At 57.9% G+C, this 20,022-nt stretch carries 16 protein-coding genes; 8 read left to right on the top strand and 8 right to left on the bottom strand.

The genetic code is table 11. The features are described 5' to 3' along the window. Nucleotides 1–83 precede the first annotated feature (83 nt). Nucleotides 84–248, top strand: a complete 165-nt coding sequence (locus ACV8MC_RS21285; RefSeq protein WP_016774471.1) for a hypothetical protein — start codon at nucleotides 84–86, stop codon at nucleotides 246–248. Between the two features lie 131 nt (nucleotides 249–379). Here ACV8MC_RS21285 and ACV8MC_RS21280 read toward each other — a convergent pair whose 3' ends face one another. The 3 genes from ACV8MC_RS21280 to ACV8MC_RS21270 all read right to left on the bottom strand — a co-directional run bounded on the left by ACV8MC_RS21280 (nucleotide 380) and on the right by ACV8MC_RS21270 (nucleotide 3,573). Then, complete coding sequence (locus ACV8MC_RS21280; protein WP_236169002.1) at nucleotides 380–1,456, bottom strand: SMP-30/gluconolactonase/LRE family protein; 1,077 nt, start codon at nucleotides 1,454–1,456, stop codon at nucleotides 380–382. Beyond that, nucleotides 1,453–2,598, bottom strand: a complete 1,146-nt coding sequence (locus ACV8MC_RS21275; protein WP_236169001.1) for a sterol desaturase/SRPBCC family protein — start codon at nucleotides 2,596–2,598, stop codon at nucleotides 1,453–1,455. The genes ACV8MC_RS21280 and ACV8MC_RS21275 overlap by 4 nt, the downstream gene beginning before the upstream one ends. Before the next feature lie 111 nt (nucleotides 2,599–2,709). Next, complete coding sequence (locus ACV8MC_RS21270) at nucleotides 2,710–3,573, bottom strand: LysR family transcriptional regulator (RefSeq protein ID WP_056785192.1); 864 nt, start codon at nucleotides 3,571–3,573, stop codon at nucleotides 2,710–2,712. 350 nt (nucleotides 3,574–3,923) lie between these two features. Here ACV8MC_RS21270 and ACV8MC_RS21265 point away from each other — a divergent pair, with 350 nt between their 5' ends. From ACV8MC_RS21265 to ACV8MC_RS21245, 5 genes are all read left to right on the top strand, one after another. After that, nucleotides 3,924–4,400 (top strand): MbcA/ParS/Xre antitoxin family protein, encoded by a 477-nt coding sequence (locus ACV8MC_RS21265; RefSeq protein ID WP_041478690.1) that lies wholly within the window; start codon nucleotides 3,924–3,926, stop codon nucleotides 4,398–4,400. Next, nucleotides 4,397–4,891: an RES family NAD+ phosphorylase gene (locus ACV8MC_RS21260; RefSeq protein ID WP_016774476.1), complete on the top strand. Its 495-nt coding sequence runs from the start codon at nucleotides 4,397–4,399 to the stop codon at nucleotides 4,889–4,891. The genes ACV8MC_RS21265 and ACV8MC_RS21260 overlap by 4 nt, the downstream gene beginning before the upstream one ends. Before the next feature lie 183 nt (nucleotides 4,892–5,074). Further along, complete coding sequence (locus ACV8MC_RS21255) at nucleotides 5,075–5,602, top strand: PAAR domain-containing protein (protein ID WP_041478692.1); 528 nt, start codon at nucleotides 5,075–5,077, stop codon at nucleotides 5,600–5,602. Between the two features lie 12 nt (nucleotides 5,603–5,614). Next, nucleotides 5,615–6,652 (top strand): hypothetical protein, encoded by a 1,038-nt coding sequence (locus ACV8MC_RS21250; protein WP_130929837.1) that lies wholly within the window; start codon nucleotides 5,615–5,617, stop codon nucleotides 6,650–6,652. 95 nt (nucleotides 6,653–6,747) lie between these two features. After that, complete coding sequence (locus tag ACV8MC_RS21245; protein WP_236169000.1) at nucleotides 6,748–7,254, top strand: hypothetical protein; 507 nt, start codon at nucleotides 6,748–6,750, stop codon at nucleotides 7,252–7,254. Nucleotides 7,255–7,332: 78 nt separating this feature from the next. On the opposite strand, the gene ACV8MC_RS21240 is transcribed toward ACV8MC_RS21245, so the two are convergent. Next, nucleotides 7,333–7,650, bottom strand: coding sequence for an SCP2 sterol-binding domain-containing protein (locus ACV8MC_RS21240; protein ID WP_150635532.1), 318 nt, complete (start codon nucleotides 7,648–7,650; stop codon nucleotides 7,333–7,335). A gap of 63 nt (nucleotides 7,651–7,713) precedes the next feature. After that, a complete protein-coding gene (locus tag ACV8MC_RS21235) occupies nucleotides 7,714–8,424 on the bottom strand; it encodes a histidine phosphatase family protein (RefSeq protein ID WP_041478696.1) in 711 nt (236 codons plus the stop codon). A gap of 204 nt (nucleotides 8,425–8,628) precedes the next feature. Here ACV8MC_RS21235 and sohB point away from each other — a divergent pair, with 204 nt between their 5' ends. Continuing rightward, on the top strand, nucleotides 8,629–9,660 hold the full coding sequence (gene sohB, locus ACV8MC_RS21230; protein WP_236168999.1) for a protease SohB: 1,032 nt from the start codon (nucleotides 8,629–8,631) through the stop codon (nucleotides 9,658–9,660). A gap of 65 nt (nucleotides 9,661–9,725) precedes the next feature. Here the strand turns inward: sohB and ACV8MC_RS21225 are convergent, their stop codons facing one another. The 3 genes from ACV8MC_RS21225 to ACV8MC_RS21215 all read right to left on the bottom strand — a co-directional run bounded on the left by ACV8MC_RS21225 (nucleotide 9,726) and on the right by ACV8MC_RS21215 (nucleotide 12,553). Next, nucleotides 9,726–10,220, bottom strand: a complete 495-nt coding sequence (locus ACV8MC_RS21225) for a DUF934 domain-containing protein (protein ID WP_041478697.1) — start codon at nucleotides 10,218–10,220, stop codon at nucleotides 9,726–9,728. After that, nucleotides 10,204–11,862, bottom strand: coding sequence for a nitrite/sulfite reductase (locus tag ACV8MC_RS21220; protein ID WP_236168998.1), 1,659 nt, complete (start codon nucleotides 11,860–11,862; stop codon nucleotides 10,204–10,206). The genes ACV8MC_RS21225 and ACV8MC_RS21220 overlap by 17 nt, the downstream gene beginning before the upstream one ends. A 472-nt stretch (nucleotides 11,863–12,334) precedes the next feature. Continuing rightward, nucleotides 12,335–12,553 (bottom strand): DUF2970 domain-containing protein, encoded by a 219-nt coding sequence (locus ACV8MC_RS21215; protein ID WP_041478699.1) that lies wholly within the window; start codon nucleotides 12,551–12,553, stop codon nucleotides 12,335–12,337. Between the two features lie 157 nt (nucleotides 12,554–12,710). Between ACV8MC_RS21215 and ACV8MC_RS21210 the strand changes: the two genes are divergently transcribed. After that, nucleotides 12,711–20,003, top strand: a complete 7,293-nt coding sequence (locus ACV8MC_RS21210) for an NEL-type E3 ubiquitin ligase domain-containing protein (RefSeq protein ID WP_457263358.1) — start codon at nucleotides 12,711–12,713, stop codon at nucleotides 20,001–20,003. Nucleotides 20,004–20,022 lie beyond the last annotated feature (19 nt).

Here is a 20,022-nt window from a genome sequence, read left to right as displayed (position 1 = left end):
TCATTTTTGAAGGGAACGGCTACGGCCAATGGCACCTCCAATGTGCAGAGTCTGCAAACCATCGACTCGTTGCGAGGTGCCTTATGAACGACCCCAAATTCCCCAGTGAAGAGCAGGGTGGTTTCGACCCGATTCCTACCCGTCCTGAACCGAACAGCCCGGCGCATACCACAGCGCATCCGGAAAAAACCGTGAAAGAACTGCCTGAGGATGAAGATCCGGAGAAGTTCGACCGGTCCGGCAACTGACAGACCGCTATCGCTGGCAAGCCAGCTCCCACAGGTTCATCTGGTGAACACATATTTGGAATTCACACGGACACTGTGGGAGCTGGCTTGCCAGCGATATCGTCGGTCCATACGGTGAAAATTTTTCTGTTTTACTTAAGCGCCGCATCCAACCCCATTCGCCCCATATGCATGGCCTTCAACGAGCCGAAATACAACCACTGCCCATACTCGCGCACCGTGGTAATCGGCGAATAATTGCCTTCGCTCGCGTCCTGCAGATTGGCAATCACCTTGCCGTCCAGATCCAGTCCCAGCACAAACCCACGCTTTTCGACAGGCTTGGGTAAAACCGTCAAAGCCCGCACGATCATCTTACGCACGAACGGGTGTTCAGCGGTGCCATCGAGCAAGGCATTGCGGGGCGCATACAGCGCTACCCAAAAGCGATTGCTGCCATTGAACGAGAGGTTGTCCGGAAGCCCCGGCAAGTTGTCGATGAACACATCATGGGTACCGGCCTTCGGCCCGCTCAGCCAGTAGCGGCTGATGCGATAAGCGCCGGTTTCATTGACCAGCACATAGGCTTCGTCGGGGCCAAGAGTGACGCCATTGGCAAACTGCAACTTGTCGAGCAAGACGCTGGTCTTGCCGGTTTGAAAGTCGTAGCGCAGCAGACGTCCGTCGGCGCCGTGTTCAATGATCGCCTCGCCGTCATGACCATAGCCCCAGCGGCTCGAGGCATCGCTGAAGTAGGCGTAGTGGCCTGACTTGTCGACCGCTACATCATCGGTAAATCCAAATGGCACGCCGTTGGCCTCGGTGGTCAACGGAATCACGCGGCCCTGCGCATCCAGCGACAGCAAGCCTTTGACCGCATCGGCAACTACCAGCATGCCATTCGGATGACGGGCCAGGCCCAGTGGACGGCCACCGGTGTCGGCCAGGACCTTGCGCTGCGTACCGTCGAGGCTGCTACGGATGAGCCTGCCGTCATGCAATCCGGTGATGAGGAATTCGTCTTCCAGTAGCAACGCCTCAGGCCCTTCGATGTCGCTCGGCCCGACCTTCGCCACAGCTTTGAGGCGCTGGTTGTCCGCGTAGATCCCGTCTTTCAGCGAGGGCGCCGGTGGCGGCGTCCAGGCGACCGGTTCGACCTTGGTCGGCAGCAACAACAAGAAGGCGATGACGAGAACGATCAGCAGGCACAGCACATAACGTAATTTCACGCGCTGGCCCTCGCCGCGCCGATAAACTGCGCAGCCATGTCGCGCAGGGCGAGCATGGATGCGGCAGATTCGCGCTCGATGCGCCGCTTGAGCAGCAGGCGATTGGCAAGACGCATGAGCAAACCGTCAAAGCGATATTCCAGCGTGCGCACGAAACGCGTGCCGCCAGCCTCCGCTGAGCACTCGTAAGTCAACCGCAGGGACAAGCCCTGATCACTTTGCGCGCGTGCGCACCAGCGCCGGCCCGGCAGATATTCAGTAACCTCCCAACGCAAGTGACCGGCACGTCCGCCGGCATGGATGTCCTCTTCGAAACGTGCACCGGCATGCAGTGGACCTTGCGCACCGTCAATCTTCAATGAGGAGGGATGCCAGTCCGGCCAGTGACTGACGCTGGCGGCATAAGCCAGCACGGCGACCGGTTCGCCGGCGATATCGATCTGGTGCTGCATGCGCGTCGTGGGCATTTGCGAATCACTCAAAGGGGCGGGTTCCGGCTCGCGGTACAGCGTGCCGAACAGGTAGTCCATCAAGGGCAGAACGATGTTGAAATTGCGCTCCTGCATGCGCTCGCGGCGGTGATGCAGTTCGTGCAGACCGCGCATCTGGCGAATCCACGGCAAACGAGTCAACGGATTCTGCGGTGGCAGATGTTCACAGGCATGGAATACCTCATAGAGCAGATAACCGAGCACCATGCACCCGGCAAACAGCCCGGCGACATTGGCGTTGACCTGCGCGAGCAGCCACCAGAGGGGCAGGGTGATCAATAGCGTATGAATGACGATCAGCCAGGCTGGAAACAGAATCACTCGCCAGTCCCGCGCGCTGTCGTAGGTCATATGGCCGGGGGTGAAAAAGCTGTGATGGTCGCCGGCATGTCGTGCGTAGAACATCTTTGCGAAAGCTTTTTTGCGATGGCCCAGATGACGATGGACCATGTACACGCCGAAGTTGAACAACAACAGGCTCAGCGGCACTGTCAGCCATTCCAGCCAGCTCACTGAATGCACCGTGCGCCAGAACGCAGCGACGGCGAAAATGCCGAACAGCAACACGAACGCGCCATGCAACCACGGGTTGTATAAAGGATGAGTGGCCGCACGGTAGCGGCTGCGGAATGCCTCGGTGGTCTGCCTCAACGCTTTCACCTGCGGGTATTGTTGTTATACCCGGCAGATTAGCCGATCCGCTGACTTGTGCAGGGCGAACCTTGCGGCCTTAAGCGCCATGCTCTGGACTGAAGCTGCCCGTCAGCTCAACGGGTTCCAGCGCTGCGACCAGTCGTCATCGGTGCGGATCACCTCGCGCAACAAATCGAAAGCCTGTTGCAGCACTGCCGAATCGCGATCGCGGGAATACACCAGATAGGTCGGATAACCGAATTCCGGGGCTTTGGTGACGGCTTCCAGTGCGCCGGTCTCCAGATAAGTGCGCACGACCCGGGTACGGAAATAACCGCTGCCACCATGTTCGAGGATGTATTGCAGGGCCAGCGGGCCAAGGTTGAAGCTCAGCGCGGCTTTGGCTTTTTCCGGCAGGGCGGCGTCGTGCTGACGACGAAAATCCGGGCCCCAGTCGATGTAGACGTAAGGCTCCGGACGCTCGGGCGCGCGCACCAGAATCAGTTTTTCCTCCAGCACTTGCTCGACCTGCAATCCCGGCCAGTATTCCGGTTGATAAACCAGCGCCGCATCGAGCACACCGAGTTCGAGCTGACGCAAAAGATTTTCGCCGTCGCGAATTTCCATGCGCAGTGCGTGGCCGGGGATTTTCTCGCGCAGTTCCGCCGCCCAACTGAGCATCAACGGGTTGCACAGGCTGACCTCACCGCCAATGTGCAGAACGTTGTGATAACCCTCGGGCAGCGGCAAGTCGCGGCGCGCGGCTTCCCAGGTCTGCACCAGTTGATTGGCGTAGACCACGAACGCTTCGCCATTGGCCGTCAACTTCGCCCCGGCGCGATTGCGCACGAACAGCGTACTGCCCAGCTGGCCTTCGAGTTTCTGCACCCGTGCGGTGATCGCCGTTTGCGTGACGAACAGCTTCTGCGCGGCGGCGGCAAGACTGCCGTGGCGGACGATTTCGAGGAAAGTGCGGGCGAGGTCGATGTCCATGGGGCAGGGCCGATATCTGAAGGTGGGGCGCATTGTAAGTCAAAAGTCCCTCTCCCCAACTTGAAAGCAGCAATGGACTGAACCGCTGAAAATTGCGTTTCAGTCCTACGGAAACAGGAGCGTTTTGATCAGATGAGGGGATATTTCTGACGACTTTTTCAGGTTGGTCGTCGGACGCCGGATCTATAGGATCAGTCCTGACATTGAAGTCATCGAGCGCACAGATCGCTCTGGACCTGGACAAAGGATGGACTATGCGAATCCCACTGATTGAAAGCCATACGCCTGCTTACTCGCCTCGCCATTACTGGCGCGACGACCGCGCGAGATGCCCCTCGGAGGACGTTGCCATGCCGAGCGCCAAAGTGCCCCGGCTCACGGGCTTGAAGAGGCTTGAGGGCAAGCCTCTGGAATTGCTGTTGCGAGGGCAGGACACCGGCGACGATCCGATGCTCATCCTGCGCTGCACAAGCGAAGGATTTGAGCTGCTCGATGTGGTGAACATGATCGCAACCTCCGAGCTGTACCAACAGGGAGAGATGGTCAAACGTATCACCGGCAAATCTGTGAGAACCGTGCGACGCCTGCTCAAGGAAGGTGCGTCGGTGCGCCTGGACACGCCGCAGAGCATCATCGCCTACCAATATGCGGCAGCGCTGGAACTGGCCATCGAGGTGTTCGGGCGACAGGCCAAGGCCGAATCATGGCTGGAGCAACGCGCCACTTACTTCTACGGTTATGTGCCGCTCGATCTGGTTGGAAATGCGTTGGGCTTCAGGATGGTGGAGGAGTATCTGAACCAGATCAAATACGGGGTTTATCAATGAATCCCTTGCCCTGGGATGATCGCTGGTACGCGTGGCGGCTGGATCGCGAGGTGTACAGCGAGACCTGGGACAGTGGCCTGGGGTCGAAACGGGACGGCGGTCGCTGGAATACGCCCGGCCGCAGAGTCGTTTATGCGTCGGTCGACCCATCCACGGCAATTCTGGAGGTAGCCGCCCACGGCAGCTTCGATGCACTTGATCAGGAGCCCTATGTATTGACCTGTTTTGAAATCACCCACGACGCCAGCGTCAGAATCGTGCAACCGGAAGATGTGCCCAATCCGCATTGGCTCACGCCGATCAAAACCTCGCCCAACCAGCGAAAGTTTGCCGACGCACTGCTGGCTGAACATCCATTTGTTCTGGTGCCTTCGGTGGCCACCCGACACTCGTGGAATTTGCTGGTGAGTTGCGATCTGGCGGAAGGTCAGTTCAGGATGGTTTCGCAAGAGCGGTTTGGGCTGGATACGCGGTTGTTGCAGGAGGGTTGATCGGATTTGTGTGGGCCTGCGAATCCGACACGACAATTTCCAGGTTCCGGGAGCGATCAAGGGCCGATGAGTCGCTGCCAGCTACATTCGCGGCGGCTCGCATTCTACGTCTGGATTGAAGCTTTCAACCAATATAAAGATCCGGTACATTTCGCGCCCACGCTTACTACAAGGAAGTTAAAGATGGCAAAGCCTGCCGCTCGACTCAGCGATCTTAATGCATGCCCGATCACAGGCCATGGCACCAATCCCAGTAACAGCGGTTCCGGTGATGTAAACATCAATGGAATGCCAGTTTTGCGTGTCGGAGACACCACAGCGTGCGGAGATACTGTCACCGAAGGCATCAGCAATATTTTGATCAATGGCAAGCCTATTGCTTTCTTGGGCAGTGCAACGGCCCACGGAGGCATGATAATCACGGGCTCTGGCGACGTTTTTGTCGGCACCCAGGTCGGTTCCGCACCTTTCTCCCCGATTATCACTGTTCCTAAACACAGCGAGCGCTTCCAACTGGTTGATGAGGCCACTGGCGAAGCTATTCCCGACATGCTCTATTGCATCGAAACGGGTGACGGGCAGCGTCTCGTCGGCCATACCGATAGTCATGGTAACGCCGCGCGAGTGTTTACGGCCAACCCGACTTCGATAGTTGTGCAGTGGGGTAAGGAAGCCGCCGCCCATCTCGATGCGCTCGGCCTAGATTACTAAGGGAGGTGGCAGGTGGCAGCCCCCAAAAAGAATCAAGCTCGAACAAGCGATCAACATACAACGACCCAAGTGAAAGGTACGCTGGCACAGGATTACGTAACGGTTGTGGGTGCGTCTTACATGTCCCTTTATGAAAAGGTTCGTGGCCAGAAGGGCAACAAGATGCGCTTTATCAATCAGGGTATCCGCCAACTCACAAAGTATCCAATCGGCACTCCAAACTTCACAATCCAGCGTGTATTTCTGATTTTCAAAAATGACTATCCGGAGAACTTGCTGGCGGCTTTGAAGGACGTTGTCGAAAATCAGCACGGAGCACAGTACCGGGAGATGGACTCGATATCCGGTCTTGTGGATTTCATCGCAGCTCGGCAACGCCGCGGGCGCGAGATCAAACAGCTCGACTTTTTTTCCCATGGTGTGGTGGGCAGTATCGAGTTGGGCTACGAGCTGGATAAAAACGATAGCTACCGTCTGCGTGATGCACAAGCGAGTATGTTCAAGCCCGAAGCGTTTGCCTATGGTGCGAAAATTCACTCCTACGCTTGTCGCACAGGTTTGGGTATCGATGCCGACTTCAAGGTCAATGAAACAGAAGATCCTCATTACGAGCGCAGCCTGGCGCAGATTCTTGCTAATGCTACCCGGACCACCGTGTGGGCATTTCCAAGACGCAGCAACTACGACACGACTTATGGTACTGCCGCGGAACGGGGATCTGTGCCGGGAATTCGTGAAAGAGAAGCAGCTGATGGGCGAGCGATGCGGAATTATTTGAGTCGAAAAACCGCTTATGAACGAAAGCTGATCGAACATCGCAAGACCCTCAAAGACCCAACGGCGCAATTACCTGATGAACAGGCGCCGCAGGCGCCGACGCCAACAGTCTCTGAAGAAGAGCGCAATTTGCTGGCGCACGATGACAGCCGAGCATTGTATGAACGAAAGATTGGATTTCCGCTGGATGCCTTAGGCGCACATCGTGACGTTCGATCAGGTGATACACCGGACGGCGTACCCAAACACCTGCTTGCCTATAAACCGCTATGACGCTCCTGAAGTTTATAGGCAAACGTCACGTCTTCTGTGTCTTGTTGATTGCTGCCAGCTTTGCAGGACTATTTATTTACGCCAAGGAAGCCCAGATGCCAGCCAAAGCAATGATGTATTACGGCCCGTGGAGTCCGGAAGAAAACCGTTTCGATGCCAGCCAGTGGTTCAGTTCAGGTATGTATCGCCCGCGTCTCATGGGTACTCCGCCTGAAGAGAGCCCAGTGACCATGCTGCGCAATAAGCCTGAAAGTTTGCGACATATTGAGAATGATGTTCTCTTGACCGAAGCGTTATTCGCTGTAGGGCGACAGTTTCCGAAGTTGGACACCGAAGACCTCATTCTGAATACGCCGGACCTGCACCGCCAGATACGGTATGCCTATAGTTCATTTGCCGAGCCTGACAGGCCGGTGGATTCCTATTGGCTTTTCATCACGTTTGCAAACAAGACCGTGGTCGTTACGATCGATTGGGACGTGACAGAAAAGAAACTCCTGCCCCGCTCGATGGCTTCGAATCTGATCGAAAAAAGTGATGAAGAGGCGGCATACCTCCAGGTAAAAAAAGAGCTTGATGGGACGGCTTCAGCCAAGCGTTAACTCACGTTGCCATGTCTTCAATGGTTGAAACGACAAATCCCGCCAATAAGCGGGATTTGTGTTTTACCAAGAAGCTTCTTACGAAGGGAACAGCTCGGACAGCTTCATCGACAGCATCATGTCGCCTTCAACGCGCAGCTTGCCGCTCATGAAGGCCTGCATGCCGTCGGTCTCGCCGCTGACGATACCTTTCAGGGTTTCGCTATCCAGCACCAGCGTGCAGTTGGCGTCCGGGTTTTCGCCTTCCTGAATGTTGCAGGTGCCGTCTTTGACGATCAGTGCGTAATGCTTGTCTTCGTCGGTGATGTTGAAACCGAAGACCAGATCCAGACCGGCAGCGGCGGCTGGGTTGAACTTGGCTTGCATTGCTTTTACGGCATCAGCTACGGAGGTCATGGTTCGATCCTTTCTTGGTCATGGGAGCTGGGTGGTTACAGCCAGGGTCACAGTAAGCCGGACTCAGCGAAAAGTGATGAGTTCCGGGGCCTTCAGCAGTTGCAGGTGTGCGTGACTGTTGAAGGAAGCCAGAGCCACCTCGCGACCACGAAACTTCAGTTGGTTGAGCGAGGTGTTGACGATTTGCCAGTTCAATTCAAAGGCCTGTCTGGCAGGCATTTGCGTAATCAGGTGGAGCAGGGCAGTGATGGTGCCGCCGGAGGTAAACACGGCGATTTTCTGGTTCTTTTCTGCCAGATCGAGGATGCGGTGCAGCCCGGCCTGAACCCGTTCGACGAAACCCAGCCAGCTTTCCAGTCCGGGTGTGTCGTAGGTGCCGGCAAGCCAGCGCTCGACGATCAGGGCGAAGATGCGCTGGAATTCACCGCGGTTCTGCGCGGCGTTGCGCAGGATGTCGAGGGCTTCCGGCTCTTCCGGCAGCATGGCCGGGAGCAGGGCGCGGATCACCGCGTCGGCGTCAAATTCGTTGAAAGCGGAATCGGTTTCGAGGACTGGAACCGGCAGGCCTCTGGCGCTGAATTGCTCCAGTGCACTGCTGGCGGTGTGCTGTTGGCGGCGCAGATCACCGGCAAGGCAACGATCGAAGCTGATACCAAGGTCGGCGAGGTGCTGGCCGAGAATTTCTGCCTGACGCACACCGGTCGGCGACAGGACGTCGTAATCGTCTGCACCAAAGGAGGCCTGGCCATGTCGTATCAAGTAGATGCTGCCCACGTCCGCGTCGTCCCGGTACGTTGAAGGTCAGGCGAGGTTATGAGGATGGCGTAAGGCTGTCAATGAAAAAACATACGCTTGTTTGAAATGCCCGTTACAGGCGTGTTGCCAGAGGTTTCACGGCTGGCCGACGAGCCGACGCATGGGTATGCTGGAGCCATTCCGCGTGTAATACACCGTCACGCATTGCTTTGAGGAGTCTCTGTGGATTTTTTCACCGAATACGCCAGCTTTCTGGCCAAGACCGTCACACTGGTGATCGCGATTCTGGTGGTGCTCGCCAGTTTCGCCGCGTTGCGCAGCAAAGGCCGGCGCAAATCGGCAGGGCAGTTGCAGGTCAGCAAGCTCAACGATTTCTACAAGGGGCTGCGTGAACGCCTGGAGCAGACCTTGCTCGACAAGGATCAGCTCAAGGCATTGCGCAAGGGCGAGGCAAAAACGGAAAAAAGCGCGAAAAAACAGAAGAACGAGCCTGAGACCAAATCCCGGGTGTTCGTGCTCGACTTCGACGGCGATATCAAGGCTTCCGCCACCGAGAGCCTGCGCCACGAGATCACCGCACTGCTGACCCTGGCCACGCCGAAGGACGAAGTAGTCCTGCGTCTGGAAAGTGGCGGCGGCATGGTGCACAGCTACGGTCTGGCGTCTTCTCAACTTGCGCGAATCCGTGATGCGGGCGTGCCACTGACAGTTTGTATCGACAAGGTCGCAGCCAGTGGCGGTTACATGATGGCCTGCATCGGCGACAAGATCATCAGTGCTCCGTTCGCCATCCTCGGTTCGATCGGCGTGGTCGCGCAATTGCCTAACGTCAATCGCCTGCTGAAAAAGCACAATATCGATTTCGAAGTGCTGACCGCTGGTGAGTACAAGCGCACCCTGACCGTGTTTGGCGAAAACACCGAAAAGGGCCGCGAGAAGTTCCAGGAAGACCTCGACATCACTCATCGCTTGTTCAAAAACTTCGTGGCGCGGTACCGCCCGCAACTGGCGATCGATGAAGTGGCTACCGGTGAGGTGTGGCTCGGTATCGCTGCGCTGGAAAACCAACTGGTGGATGAGCTCAAGACCAGCGATGAATACCTGGCGCAGAAAGCCAAACAGGCTGAGGTTTACCACCTGCACTACGCCGAGCGTAAAAGCCTGCAGGAACGCATCGGCATGGCCGCCAGCGGTTCGGTAGACCGCGTGCTGTTGAGCTGGTGGAGTCGCCTCACTCAGCAACGTTTCTGGTAAACACCAGGCATAAAAAAACGCCGGTCAATGACCGGCGTTTTTGTGTCCGCAATAAACCCGCTGGCTTAGCGCCGACGGAACAGCGGCAGCGGTTCGTCACTGGCGGCCTGGTAGGTCACCGAGAAGTCCTTCAGACCTTCCAGTGCTTCGTACGGGTCTTTATCCGCGCGAATGGCAAAGGCGTCGAAGCCACAGCGGTGCATGTAGAACAGCTGGTCCCGCAGCACGTCGCCAATCGCGCGCAGCTCGCCTTTGAAACCATAACGGTCACGCAGCAGACGGGCATTGGAGTAACTGCGGCCATCGGTGAACGCCGGGAAATTCAGCGCGATTACCTGGAACTCACCGACGTCTTCACCGATTTCTTCGGCTTCCTCGTCAGCATCCAGCCACACGCCCAGACCGCCGTCGCGGGCCTTGAGCATGCGGCTGTGCTCGCGCCACAACTGCAGAGGAACGATCAGATCGTCGCAGTTGCTGATCTCATCGATGTTGAAATCCTTCGGCAACAGGTGCCAGGTTTCGTCGACGACTTCGTTGTTCTTAATGATTCGCTGCATAGACGCGTTCCTTGAAGAGGTCGATGCCAATACGCTGATAAGTGTCGATGAAGCGCTCGTCTTCGGTACGTTGTTCAACGTACACGTCGATCAGCTTCGAGATCACGTCAGGCATGGCTTCCTGTGCGAAGGACGGGCCGAGGATCTTGCCCAGGCTCGCATCACGGCTGGCGCTGCCGCCGAGGGAAACCTGGTAGAACTCTTCGCCTTTCTTGTCCACACCGAGGATGCCGATGTGGCCAACGTGGTGGTGACCGCAGGCGTTCATGCAGCCGGAGATGTTCAGGTCCAGTTCGCCAATGTCGAACAGGTAATCCAGGTCATCGAAACGGCGCTGGATCGATTCGGCAATCGGGATCGATTTGGCGTTGGCCAGCGAGCAGAAGTCACCACCGGGGCAGCAGATGATGTCAGTCAGCAGGCCGATGTTCGGCGTGGCGAAACCGCTTTCACGCAACTCGCCCCAGAGGGTGAACAACTGGCTCTGCTCGACATCGGCGAGAATGATGTTCTGCTCGTGGGAGGTGCGCAGTTGACCGAAGCTGTAGCGCTCGGCCAGATCGGCGACGGCGTCGAGCTGCTTGTCGGTAATGTCGCCCGGGGCAACGCCGGTCGGCTTCAACGACAGCGTCACAGCGACATAGCCCGGTTTTTTGTGCGCCAGGGTGTTGCGGCTGCGCCAGCGGGCGAAACCCGGATGCTCTTTGTCCAGATCGGCCAGTTGCGCGGTCTGGTTGTCGAGGGTCTTGTAGTCCGGATCGACGAAGTGCTTGGCGACGCGATGCAGTTCAGCCTCGGTCAGCGTGGTCTGGCCACCGCGCAGGTGCTCCATTTCCGCGTCGACTTTCTGCGCGAACACCTCAGGGGTGAGCGCCTTGACGAGGATCTTGATCCGCGCCTTGTATTTGTTGTCGCGACGGCCGTAGCGGTTGTACACCCGCAGGATGGCGTCGAGATAGCTCAGCAGGTCTTGCCACGGCAGGAATTCATTGATGAATGCGCCAACCACCGGCGTACGACCGAGGCCGCCGCCAACCAGCACGCGGAAGCCCAGCTCGCCAGCAGCGTTATGGACAGGTTCCAGACCGATATCGTGGACTTCAATGGCTGCGCGGTCACTGGTCGAACCGTTGACGGCGATTTTGAATTTGCGCGGCAGGTAGGCGAATTCCGGGTGGAACGTGGTCCACTGACGGACGATTTCGCACCATGGACGCGGGTCGATCACTTCATCGGCGGCGACGCCGGCAAACTGGTCGGTGGTGACGTTGCGCAGGCAGTTGCCGCTGGTCTGAATGGCGTGCATCTGCACGGTCGCGAGTTCAGCGAGGATGTCCGGGATGTCTTCAACCGCCGGCCAGTTGAACTGCACGTTCTGCCGCGTACTGATGTGGGCATAGCCCTTGTCGTAGTCGCGGGCGATCTTCGCCATCATGCGCACCTGACGCGAAGTCAGCTGGCCGTAAGGCACGGCCACGCGCAACATCGGCGCGAAACGCTGGATATACAGGCCATTTTGCAGGCGCAGGGGGCGGAATTCTTCTTCGCTCAGCTCACCTGCCAGATAGCGTCGGGTCTGATCACGGAACTGCTTGACGCGGTCCTCGATGATCCGCTGATCGTACTCGTCGTATACGTACATATAAGTCCTGTTCTCAGGCTTGGGCTTCTCGGAAAACGCTGCGTTTTCGCTTGCTGGAGTCCGATGTTGCCTCTGCAATTCTGCGCGCACGGCCGCGCACTCCGTCACGGAGCCGGGGCAATATACCCGTTTGCAGTTATGCGCAAAAGTGATGTTTGAGTATATGTAAAGAACCAAATCGCCTAACGCGAATGCCGGTCATCTAATCCACATTTGTCGTGCGGACAATCATCGTCTTAAATGTGATCGAGTCTTTGTGCAATCACCGATAAAACCGACAAGAGGCGATGCAATGAGCAACCCGACCAAAGCCAGAAAAAGCGACAGCAGTGTCGACGCGTGGGCCATTTTGTTTCTGATCATTCTCGTAGTAGGAACAGCGGTCTTCTGGGTCAGTCACCAGTAACATCCGCGCTTCCGGGCCGTTCTCCCAAGGCCCGGATAACCTGTGGCAGATGCCTGTTCAGTGCCATCACACCCCGGCCAGATACAGCACCAGCTTGACGATGGCAAACAGCGTCAGGCCGAACACCGCCGTGAACAAAACTCCCAGAATCACAAAGTGACTGGGTTTGCCGTGGGTAAAATCCCTTTCCCGGTTCTTGCCGCTCTGCACCCCGAACGCCGCCGCCATGACGCTGTGCAGCATCTGCCAGAAACTCGGCGGTTTGTTGTCGATTGGATCGTCCATAAATCCCTCTGCGAAAAGTCATCCTCCTGAAGCATAGCCAATCCGCTGGGTCCGGGATGCCATCGAAGCAGCCCGGACAAGTTTGAGCGATACCCGGATAACGCAGAAGCACTAACGCGACATGGTTTGCTGACCGCTCCATCAAAAAGGAGTGACCATGAACGTTATCCCGCCCAAACCAGTGTCGGCGCTGCCTGCGTCGACCGCTCAGCCGGCAGACCCCGGTCGGTCAGTAAAGCTCATTGCAACGCAAAGCCTGCACGGCGAGTTTCTCGAGACATCGATCCCGCAGTGGTTGACCAACGCTTTGCCGCATCGGCGCGAGGCGCTCAAGGCGGTTCCGACCGCGTTACCGGCCTGGTATCAGAATGCGACGCCGGCCCAGCGCAAAACCCTCGATGACACTTTCAAGGCCAGTGTCATTGCCCAGAACAGTCTCGACAAAAGCATGGCGAAATTCGTGGATGTCGAAACATTCGCCAGGCCGTTATTGATCAAAGCCTTGAAGGGCCAATACGCGCTGGAAATCGATGTAGACAAAACTCTGTTATGTCTGCGGCGCCCGGTCGAAATGGGTATTCAGAGAACCGTATTGGCCTCGTTCGAGGTTCTCAAGATCACGCTGCTGGAAGCCTCGCTGCACAACTTCGAAGCTGACGAATGCGAGGGGACCTATCATTCGAGCTCCGGTTTTGTTGTGGCGACGCCTGCTGCGGACACATTCAAGCACGTCGACACAGGCCTCTCGGTCAGCCAGTTTTTGCACCTTTGCCGCAATCTGGATATAGGTCAGCAATACCAGACTTACCTGCAGGGTTTTTTTCATCCGGGGGACGCGGTGGCAGAGGCGGTGCTCAGCGAACGCTTCATCGCCAGCCAGAAGGCAGCGATGCGCGCCGCAGCCGAACAGGCGCTATTGCGCAATGACATCGAGGCGGCAGATCACGCGATGATCCTCTCGGTCATCGACGGCGAAATGCACCCGTGGATGGGGCGCAAGCAAGTCTGGTTCCAGGACCTCGGCCTGATGAAAAAAAGGCTGACCGGGTGCGTGGCTTTCGTCATCTGCGAAAAATACCGTTACACCGATGAACTGATCCTTTACATCCCCAACGACCCGGAACATCCGCTCAAGCGCTACACGTTCGAGCAAATGCGCGAAGAGCTCAAGCGCTTGCTCACCGCACGTGATGCGTCGCAACAGACCAGCGCAGAGCCCACCGCCTACCAGCGTTTTTTCAGTCAGTTCCTGCCCTATGATCAGCGCCCCTATTATTTCAGCCAGTTCAGGCAAAAGGCAGCCGACTCACCTGGCGATGCCTGGGACGTTCTGCGTTCCCCTTGGCTGGCCTTCGTACAGGGTTTTACCAGTGGTTCTACATTCACCACCATCGAACAGGTTCCGCCCGAGCGCACGGTCAAGTGGGAGCCGGCGGTTGATCCGTACATCGCGCCTTCGACAGTCGAACGCAAGGGCAGGGGGCTTTGGGCGCCCAACGAGGACTTGTGGCAATACCTTTATGCGCAGAATCGCGCCAAGGTGTTGGCCGACGCGCGAAGCCACGCGGTACCCACTGCCGATGTCGATGCGAACGCACGAGATGCCAAACTGGCCCATCTGATGCAGATCGGCATGCTGGGCTTGAATCTGGTGTCTATGTTCGTGCCTGTGCTGGGCGAAACAATGATGGTCGTGATGGCGGGACAACTGCTGTATGAAACCCTTGAAGGCGCTATCGAGTGGAGTGAAGGTGATCGCAGGGCCGCCAGGGATCACCTGGTCGACGTGGCCGAGAATCTCGCTCAGGTTGCCGTGATGGCGGGTGTTGGAGCAGGTGTAAGGAAGTTCTCGGCCGCCAGGGCTGTACCGGTCATCGAACAGTTGAGTCCGGTCACGTTACCCAATGGCGAAACCCGCCTGTGGAAACCTGATCTCAGCGGCTACGAGGCCGCTGTTGTCCTTGAAGCACACCTGACCCCGAATCCTTCCGGGCAGTATGCGGTGGATGGCAAAACCTGGATCCGTCAGGACAACAAGGTGTATGAGCAGGTCTTCGACGACTCGATCAACCAGTGGCGCATCAAGCACCCGACCGATCCTGCAGCCTATCAACCTGTTCTGCAAAGTAATGGCCATGGAGCGTGGCGCCATACCCTGGAACGTCCTCTGGAATGGGATCGTCTGACGCTGTTGCGGCGCATGGGCCACATCTGCGAGCCGCTATCCGATACGGAGCTGCTCAAAGCGATGGATATCAGCGGCGTCAGCGACGATATGTTGCGCAAGATGCACCTCGACCATGGGGTACCGCCACCGGAGCTGATTCAGGCCATGCGCTTGTTGAAAACCGATGCACAAGCCGCGCAAGTCATTGAGCAACTGGAGGGTGGGGCGCCGGTCGATGACAAGTATCTGTATGCCCTGCCACTGGTCACTGACATGCCGCGCTGGCCGGCCAATCGCGTACTGGAAGTCTTTGAGGGGACGCAACTGACCGGCAGATCCGTCAAGTATGGCGGCGGATATCGGGTGCGGGGTGTCGGGGGCAAGGCACCGATCCGGATTTCCCGGGCGGACGTCCTCAGCGGCGACCTGCCGCAGCTTGTTCTGGGCGGACTGGATGAATCGGAAATCGTCCACCTGCTCGGAGGTGAAGGTGCGCGGGTTCGAGAAGCGAGACCTGCAGAACTCGCCAAGCAAATTGCGGCCTATGCCCAAACCCGCCAATCGGCCATTTACGACAGTATTTATCAGGGCACCGAGCCTGTCGCCGATCAGGTCAGGCAATTGCAGAACGCCTGTCCGGGACTCAGTGAGTCAGCTGCACAGCAAGTGCTGGCGCAGGCGCGGCCGGATGAACTGCAACGGCTCGGCTCAACTCGTCCCATACCGCTGCGCATGCTGGAGGAAGCTCGCTGGTATGCGCGCCGCAGCCGGCAGGTGCGGGCATATGCGGGGCTGCGCAGCGAGAATATTGCCTCGGCGGACAGTCGACGCCTGGCGTTGCACACGCTTGAACGGTTGCCCGGCTGGCCGGACAACTTGCGCCTTGAAATACGCGAGGGCAGCGACAGCGGTCCGTTGCTTGAGAGCATTGGCAGCCAGACGGCCTTCGAGAGAAAGTACCTGATCAAAAGCGGCCAGCAATTTCAGGCATTCAACGACCGAGGCGAAACGCTCAACAGCCTGCCACGCCACGGCGACAACTTTTATGCCTCTCTCATGCACGCTCTGCCGGATCACGCGCGGCGCGCCCTGGGGGTGCCCGAGGTCAGTCAGTCGGCCGAACTGCAAAAGAAAATCATCGCCCACGCTGACCAGCACCACGGCATGGCGGCCGCATTGCTGGAACAGCCAGCGCAGTGGATGAGACCGCCTGTACGGGTAAACGAAGCGCTGATCGGCTATCCCGCCAGCGGAAGAGCGGGTTGGCTGGAGCGCAATCTGGTTGCCGACCTGCGCGACCTCTACCCGGGCCTCACCGATCAGCAGGCCAGTGGATTGATCCTTGAGCAGGTGCGTGCGGGCAGAAACAACCGGGAGATTTTTCGGTGGTTGCAGTCGCGACGCGAAGAGTGGCAACAACTTGAGGCAACACTGGACGAGTGGGCGGGGACCAACGCGATGGCTCCCTGGGAACCTTCCGGTACTGTTCAGAATCTGCTGGTCGCGCAAGCGCTTAAAACCAGTTGGCGCAATGCCCTTTTGGTCGATGAAGTGCCCAATGCGGATCAACTGCGCCTGGTGACTTACGATGCTTTGCCCGCGCTGACAGCAGACTTTTCCCACGTGCGTAAATTATCCCTTCGCGGAGATGGCATTACTGATGGCAATGCCGACGCTTTTCTTGCCCTGTTTCCCGGCCTGGAAAAACTCTCGCTGGGTGAGCGCGAGAGTTATTTTGATTTGGGTATGCACCAGCAGTCGCTGTCCTCTCTGCCCGCAAGCTTAGCCAGGATGCCTGCATTGAAAACGCTCAAGCTGAGGACCTCGGCCCCGGCAATGGCCACAGATTTCCCTCAGCGGGTGAAAATGTTGACCTCGCTCGAAGCCCTTGAACTCGATTTTCAAGGATTCATTGACGAGAACCCGCCGGCACTGGAACTGGCCGCGCTCAAACACCTGAAACGACTCAAGATCGAAGCACCCGGCATGACGCAATGGCCAGCATTCGTACAAGCGCTTCCCGAGCTGCAGAGGCTGGATCTGTTTCGGACGTCAATCGCTTCCATTCCTCCAGCGCTCTATACCGGCCATGAAAAACTGTGGGCGGGCCTGTCACTGAATTGGTCGAACTTCTCCCATGAGGCATTCAAACCTGCATTCGAGTACGTCAAAAATTATTCGGGGTCCATGGGGCATCTGATGGACCTGAACTTGATGGTCCGCCAGTACTGCCTCGGTGAACTGAAATTCCTGACGGGTGAAGGCCGCTTTCTCGATCCGTTGCCTGAGCACATCATGACTGTCTGGAATACCCCGGAAACCCGGTTGAAAGCGATCGAACTGCTGCGCCTGGAACACGCCGGGATCTTCCGTCGGTTTTATCAACCGACGACGTCCGATGGCCTGCGTGGCGCTGCACGCGAGCCGCGCTGGCAGTCGCCGCCGAACAGCGCGGTGGTGCGTGAGCTTGAGGAAAACTGGCGCGCGAGCGTACGCAAACGCTATCGCCTGCTCGACCTGGGGGACGATTCTCTGGTATTCGAGCTGTCTGACACAGACGGTTTGAACCATGGCGCGGCCATCAGCGAGCTTGTGCCATTGCCGGCCGGTACATTTTCCCATGTGCAGACCTTACGTCTGGATCGGTTGAACGTGCCGGCTGGACAGATTCAGGCTTTTCTGCAAGCGTTCAGCGGCGTGCGGACACTGCAAATCACTGGCTGCGGATTGACCGAGTTGCCGGTGAAACCGGCGGATTTTGCGCAGCTGACGCGGCTGGACCTGTCCAGCAACCAGATCACCTCTACGGGGGAAATTCAAAGCCAGTTCGCCGAGCTCAAGGCGCTTGAGTTTCTGAACTTGCGGCGCAACCGTTTGACGGCGCTGGACGTGACGGCCATGCCGAAGCTCGAAGTGCTGGATTTGAGTGGCAATAGCCTTCAAACGTGGCCAGCGGGGGCGGAAAATCTGTCCGGGTTGAAGTGGCTGGATCTGCGAGACAACAGCCTCGATTCGCTGCCCGAGCGCGTTCTGGCCATAGACAGCGTATTGCTCAAGAGCCATCTGACCGGGAACCCGTTCAGCGCTGAGGCAGAGGCAGCTCTGACAACGGCGCGCGGGCGTATCGAGGCGAGCAACGGTTTGCCTCGAGGTGCATTGAAAAGCTATGAAAGTCAGCCGGCCGGCTACCTGGTCGCTGCGAACACCTCGGTGCCAGGCACCGCGTTTTCCCGGATTCACGAGTTTCTGTTACCACTGCGTACTGCGTCATCTGCGGCTGAAGGTAGCGCAGGTCTGGTCAGGCGGTTGCGGGAATTGAATCCGGACCTTTCCCAGGAACAGGCCCAGCACTGTATTGCGCGGTTGGGCGGCGCAGGGTTGGATGAAGCGCAGATTGATGCCCGGATCAAGGACTGGCGAGAGAGTGACGAGGCGCTGACGCGTCAGTTGAACGGTTGGATCTTCAAGCCGGCGGCCGCGAGGGTTTCGACGCAAGACAGAGTCTTCACGGCGATGAGAATCCGTGATTGCTGGGTCGATGGACTGACCCGTCATACCGAAGAAGCGGGTCGCAAGCTCGACCTCAGCGGCTTGCACATTGTTGAGTTGCCGCCTCTGTCGAACGCGTTTACGCAAGTACGAACGCTCGACCTGACTTCGGTAGGGTTTTCCTTGCAGAGCCTGAATGATTTTTGCAGCGCTTTCCCTGAACTGACCACGCTGGTGCTTAACTCCAACAATCTGGAGGGGCTACCGGAGGCTGTCGGTACATTGCACAGGCTGGAGCATCTGGAGCTACGCATTAACCATTTTGCTGAAGCGCCTGGCGTTTTGCAGCAAATGGCCAATCGCCTGCGTTCGCTGGATCTGAGTCATAACCAACTGAGCCAATTCAACGCCAGCGCACTCACCCGGATCGAGCGCCTGAATCTGTCTCTCAATTCGATAAGCCACTGGCCTGATGGGGTACAGGCACTGGAGCATTTGCAAACTCTCAATCTTCTTGGCAACCGTATTTCCCTATTTCCCGACACGCTGCTGGATGGCAACCATGAGCGACTGGTGGCAGGCACCGACCTGCGCGGAAACCGACTGCCTCTCGACAGTCTGGAACAGCTCAGGGACTACAGTGCGGCTAACGCGAACCGTGGCGTCATGGGGTATTCGTTTGCATCTCTCGAGCGCGCAATTACCGAGTATGAAGCGACGTCCGAAAGCGAGCCCGATACGCCTTTTGATTCCGACAGTAGCGATAGCGATGACAGTAATGCCGGCGGTGCCGGACGCGTGGACAGGCATGAAGCCGTAGAAGCAGACGAAATCATCGCCAATCCGCAGCAAGACGTAGATGAGCAGGCAATGAACACCTGGCTCAATTACACCCGGACCCAGACGCGCGAAACGCGGCAAGCGCTATGGCTGCAATTGGCGCGCGAACCCAACCATGAGGCGTTCTTTCACCTGCTGTCGATGTTGCACGACACTGCCGATTTCAGCGTGTCGGGCGCTGATCTGACGCAACGGGTATGGCGGGTGATAGAAGCGGCAAGCGAAAACACGGAGTTGCGCGAGTTGCTCTTCTTCAACTCCGCGACTCACGGCACCTGCCCCGATGGCCGAATACTGTCGTTCAGTGAGCTGGAAACACGGGTCTATGAATACACCGCATTGCGCGACATCCCACGCCATCTGCCTGATCAGCGCGGCATAGCGTTGGTCGAGCTGACGCGGCGCCTGTTCCGACTGGAAAGGGTCGACAGGCTGGCGGAAGCAGCTGGCAGGTTCCAGGACCGGGCCGAAATCCGTCTGCAGTACCGAATCGGCATGACGCGCGGCTGGCCCGACGGGTTAGAGCTGCCTGCGCAACCGGATCACATGTTGTACAGGACACCGATCGAGGGACAACTGCTGAGCGAGGCACGCGCTTCTGTGCTGGCCGACGAAGCGTCAGACCTGTTCCTCGAGGACCTGATTGCCCGCGATTACTGGATTCGCTACATGCGCGACCGACACGCCGCCATCTTCGATGAGCTTGAACGCAGCGCCACACATCGTCAGGAAGAAGTCGAGGATGCGCATCCAGACAAGTGGAACGACGAGGACTCGCGAAGACTGTACGTGGAAGCGATGAGCCAGTTGGAAATCGAGCTGGCGCAGGCACGCACCGACAAACTCAAGGAGCTGTCTCGCCAGGAACTGGTAAACCTTGCGCGGGTCGCTGCAGGGGATTCGCAGACACGCCCGGCGTCACCGCAACCGGGGCCGTCATCGCGTCGGGACTGAGGAGCTGACCCGATCCGGG

It is taken from the genome of Pseudomonas sp. PK-RTE-24 (assembly GCF_054052265.1).
Note: the sequence above shows the minus strand (reverse complement) of the source record. Positions and strands in the feature narration are given on the sequence as shown.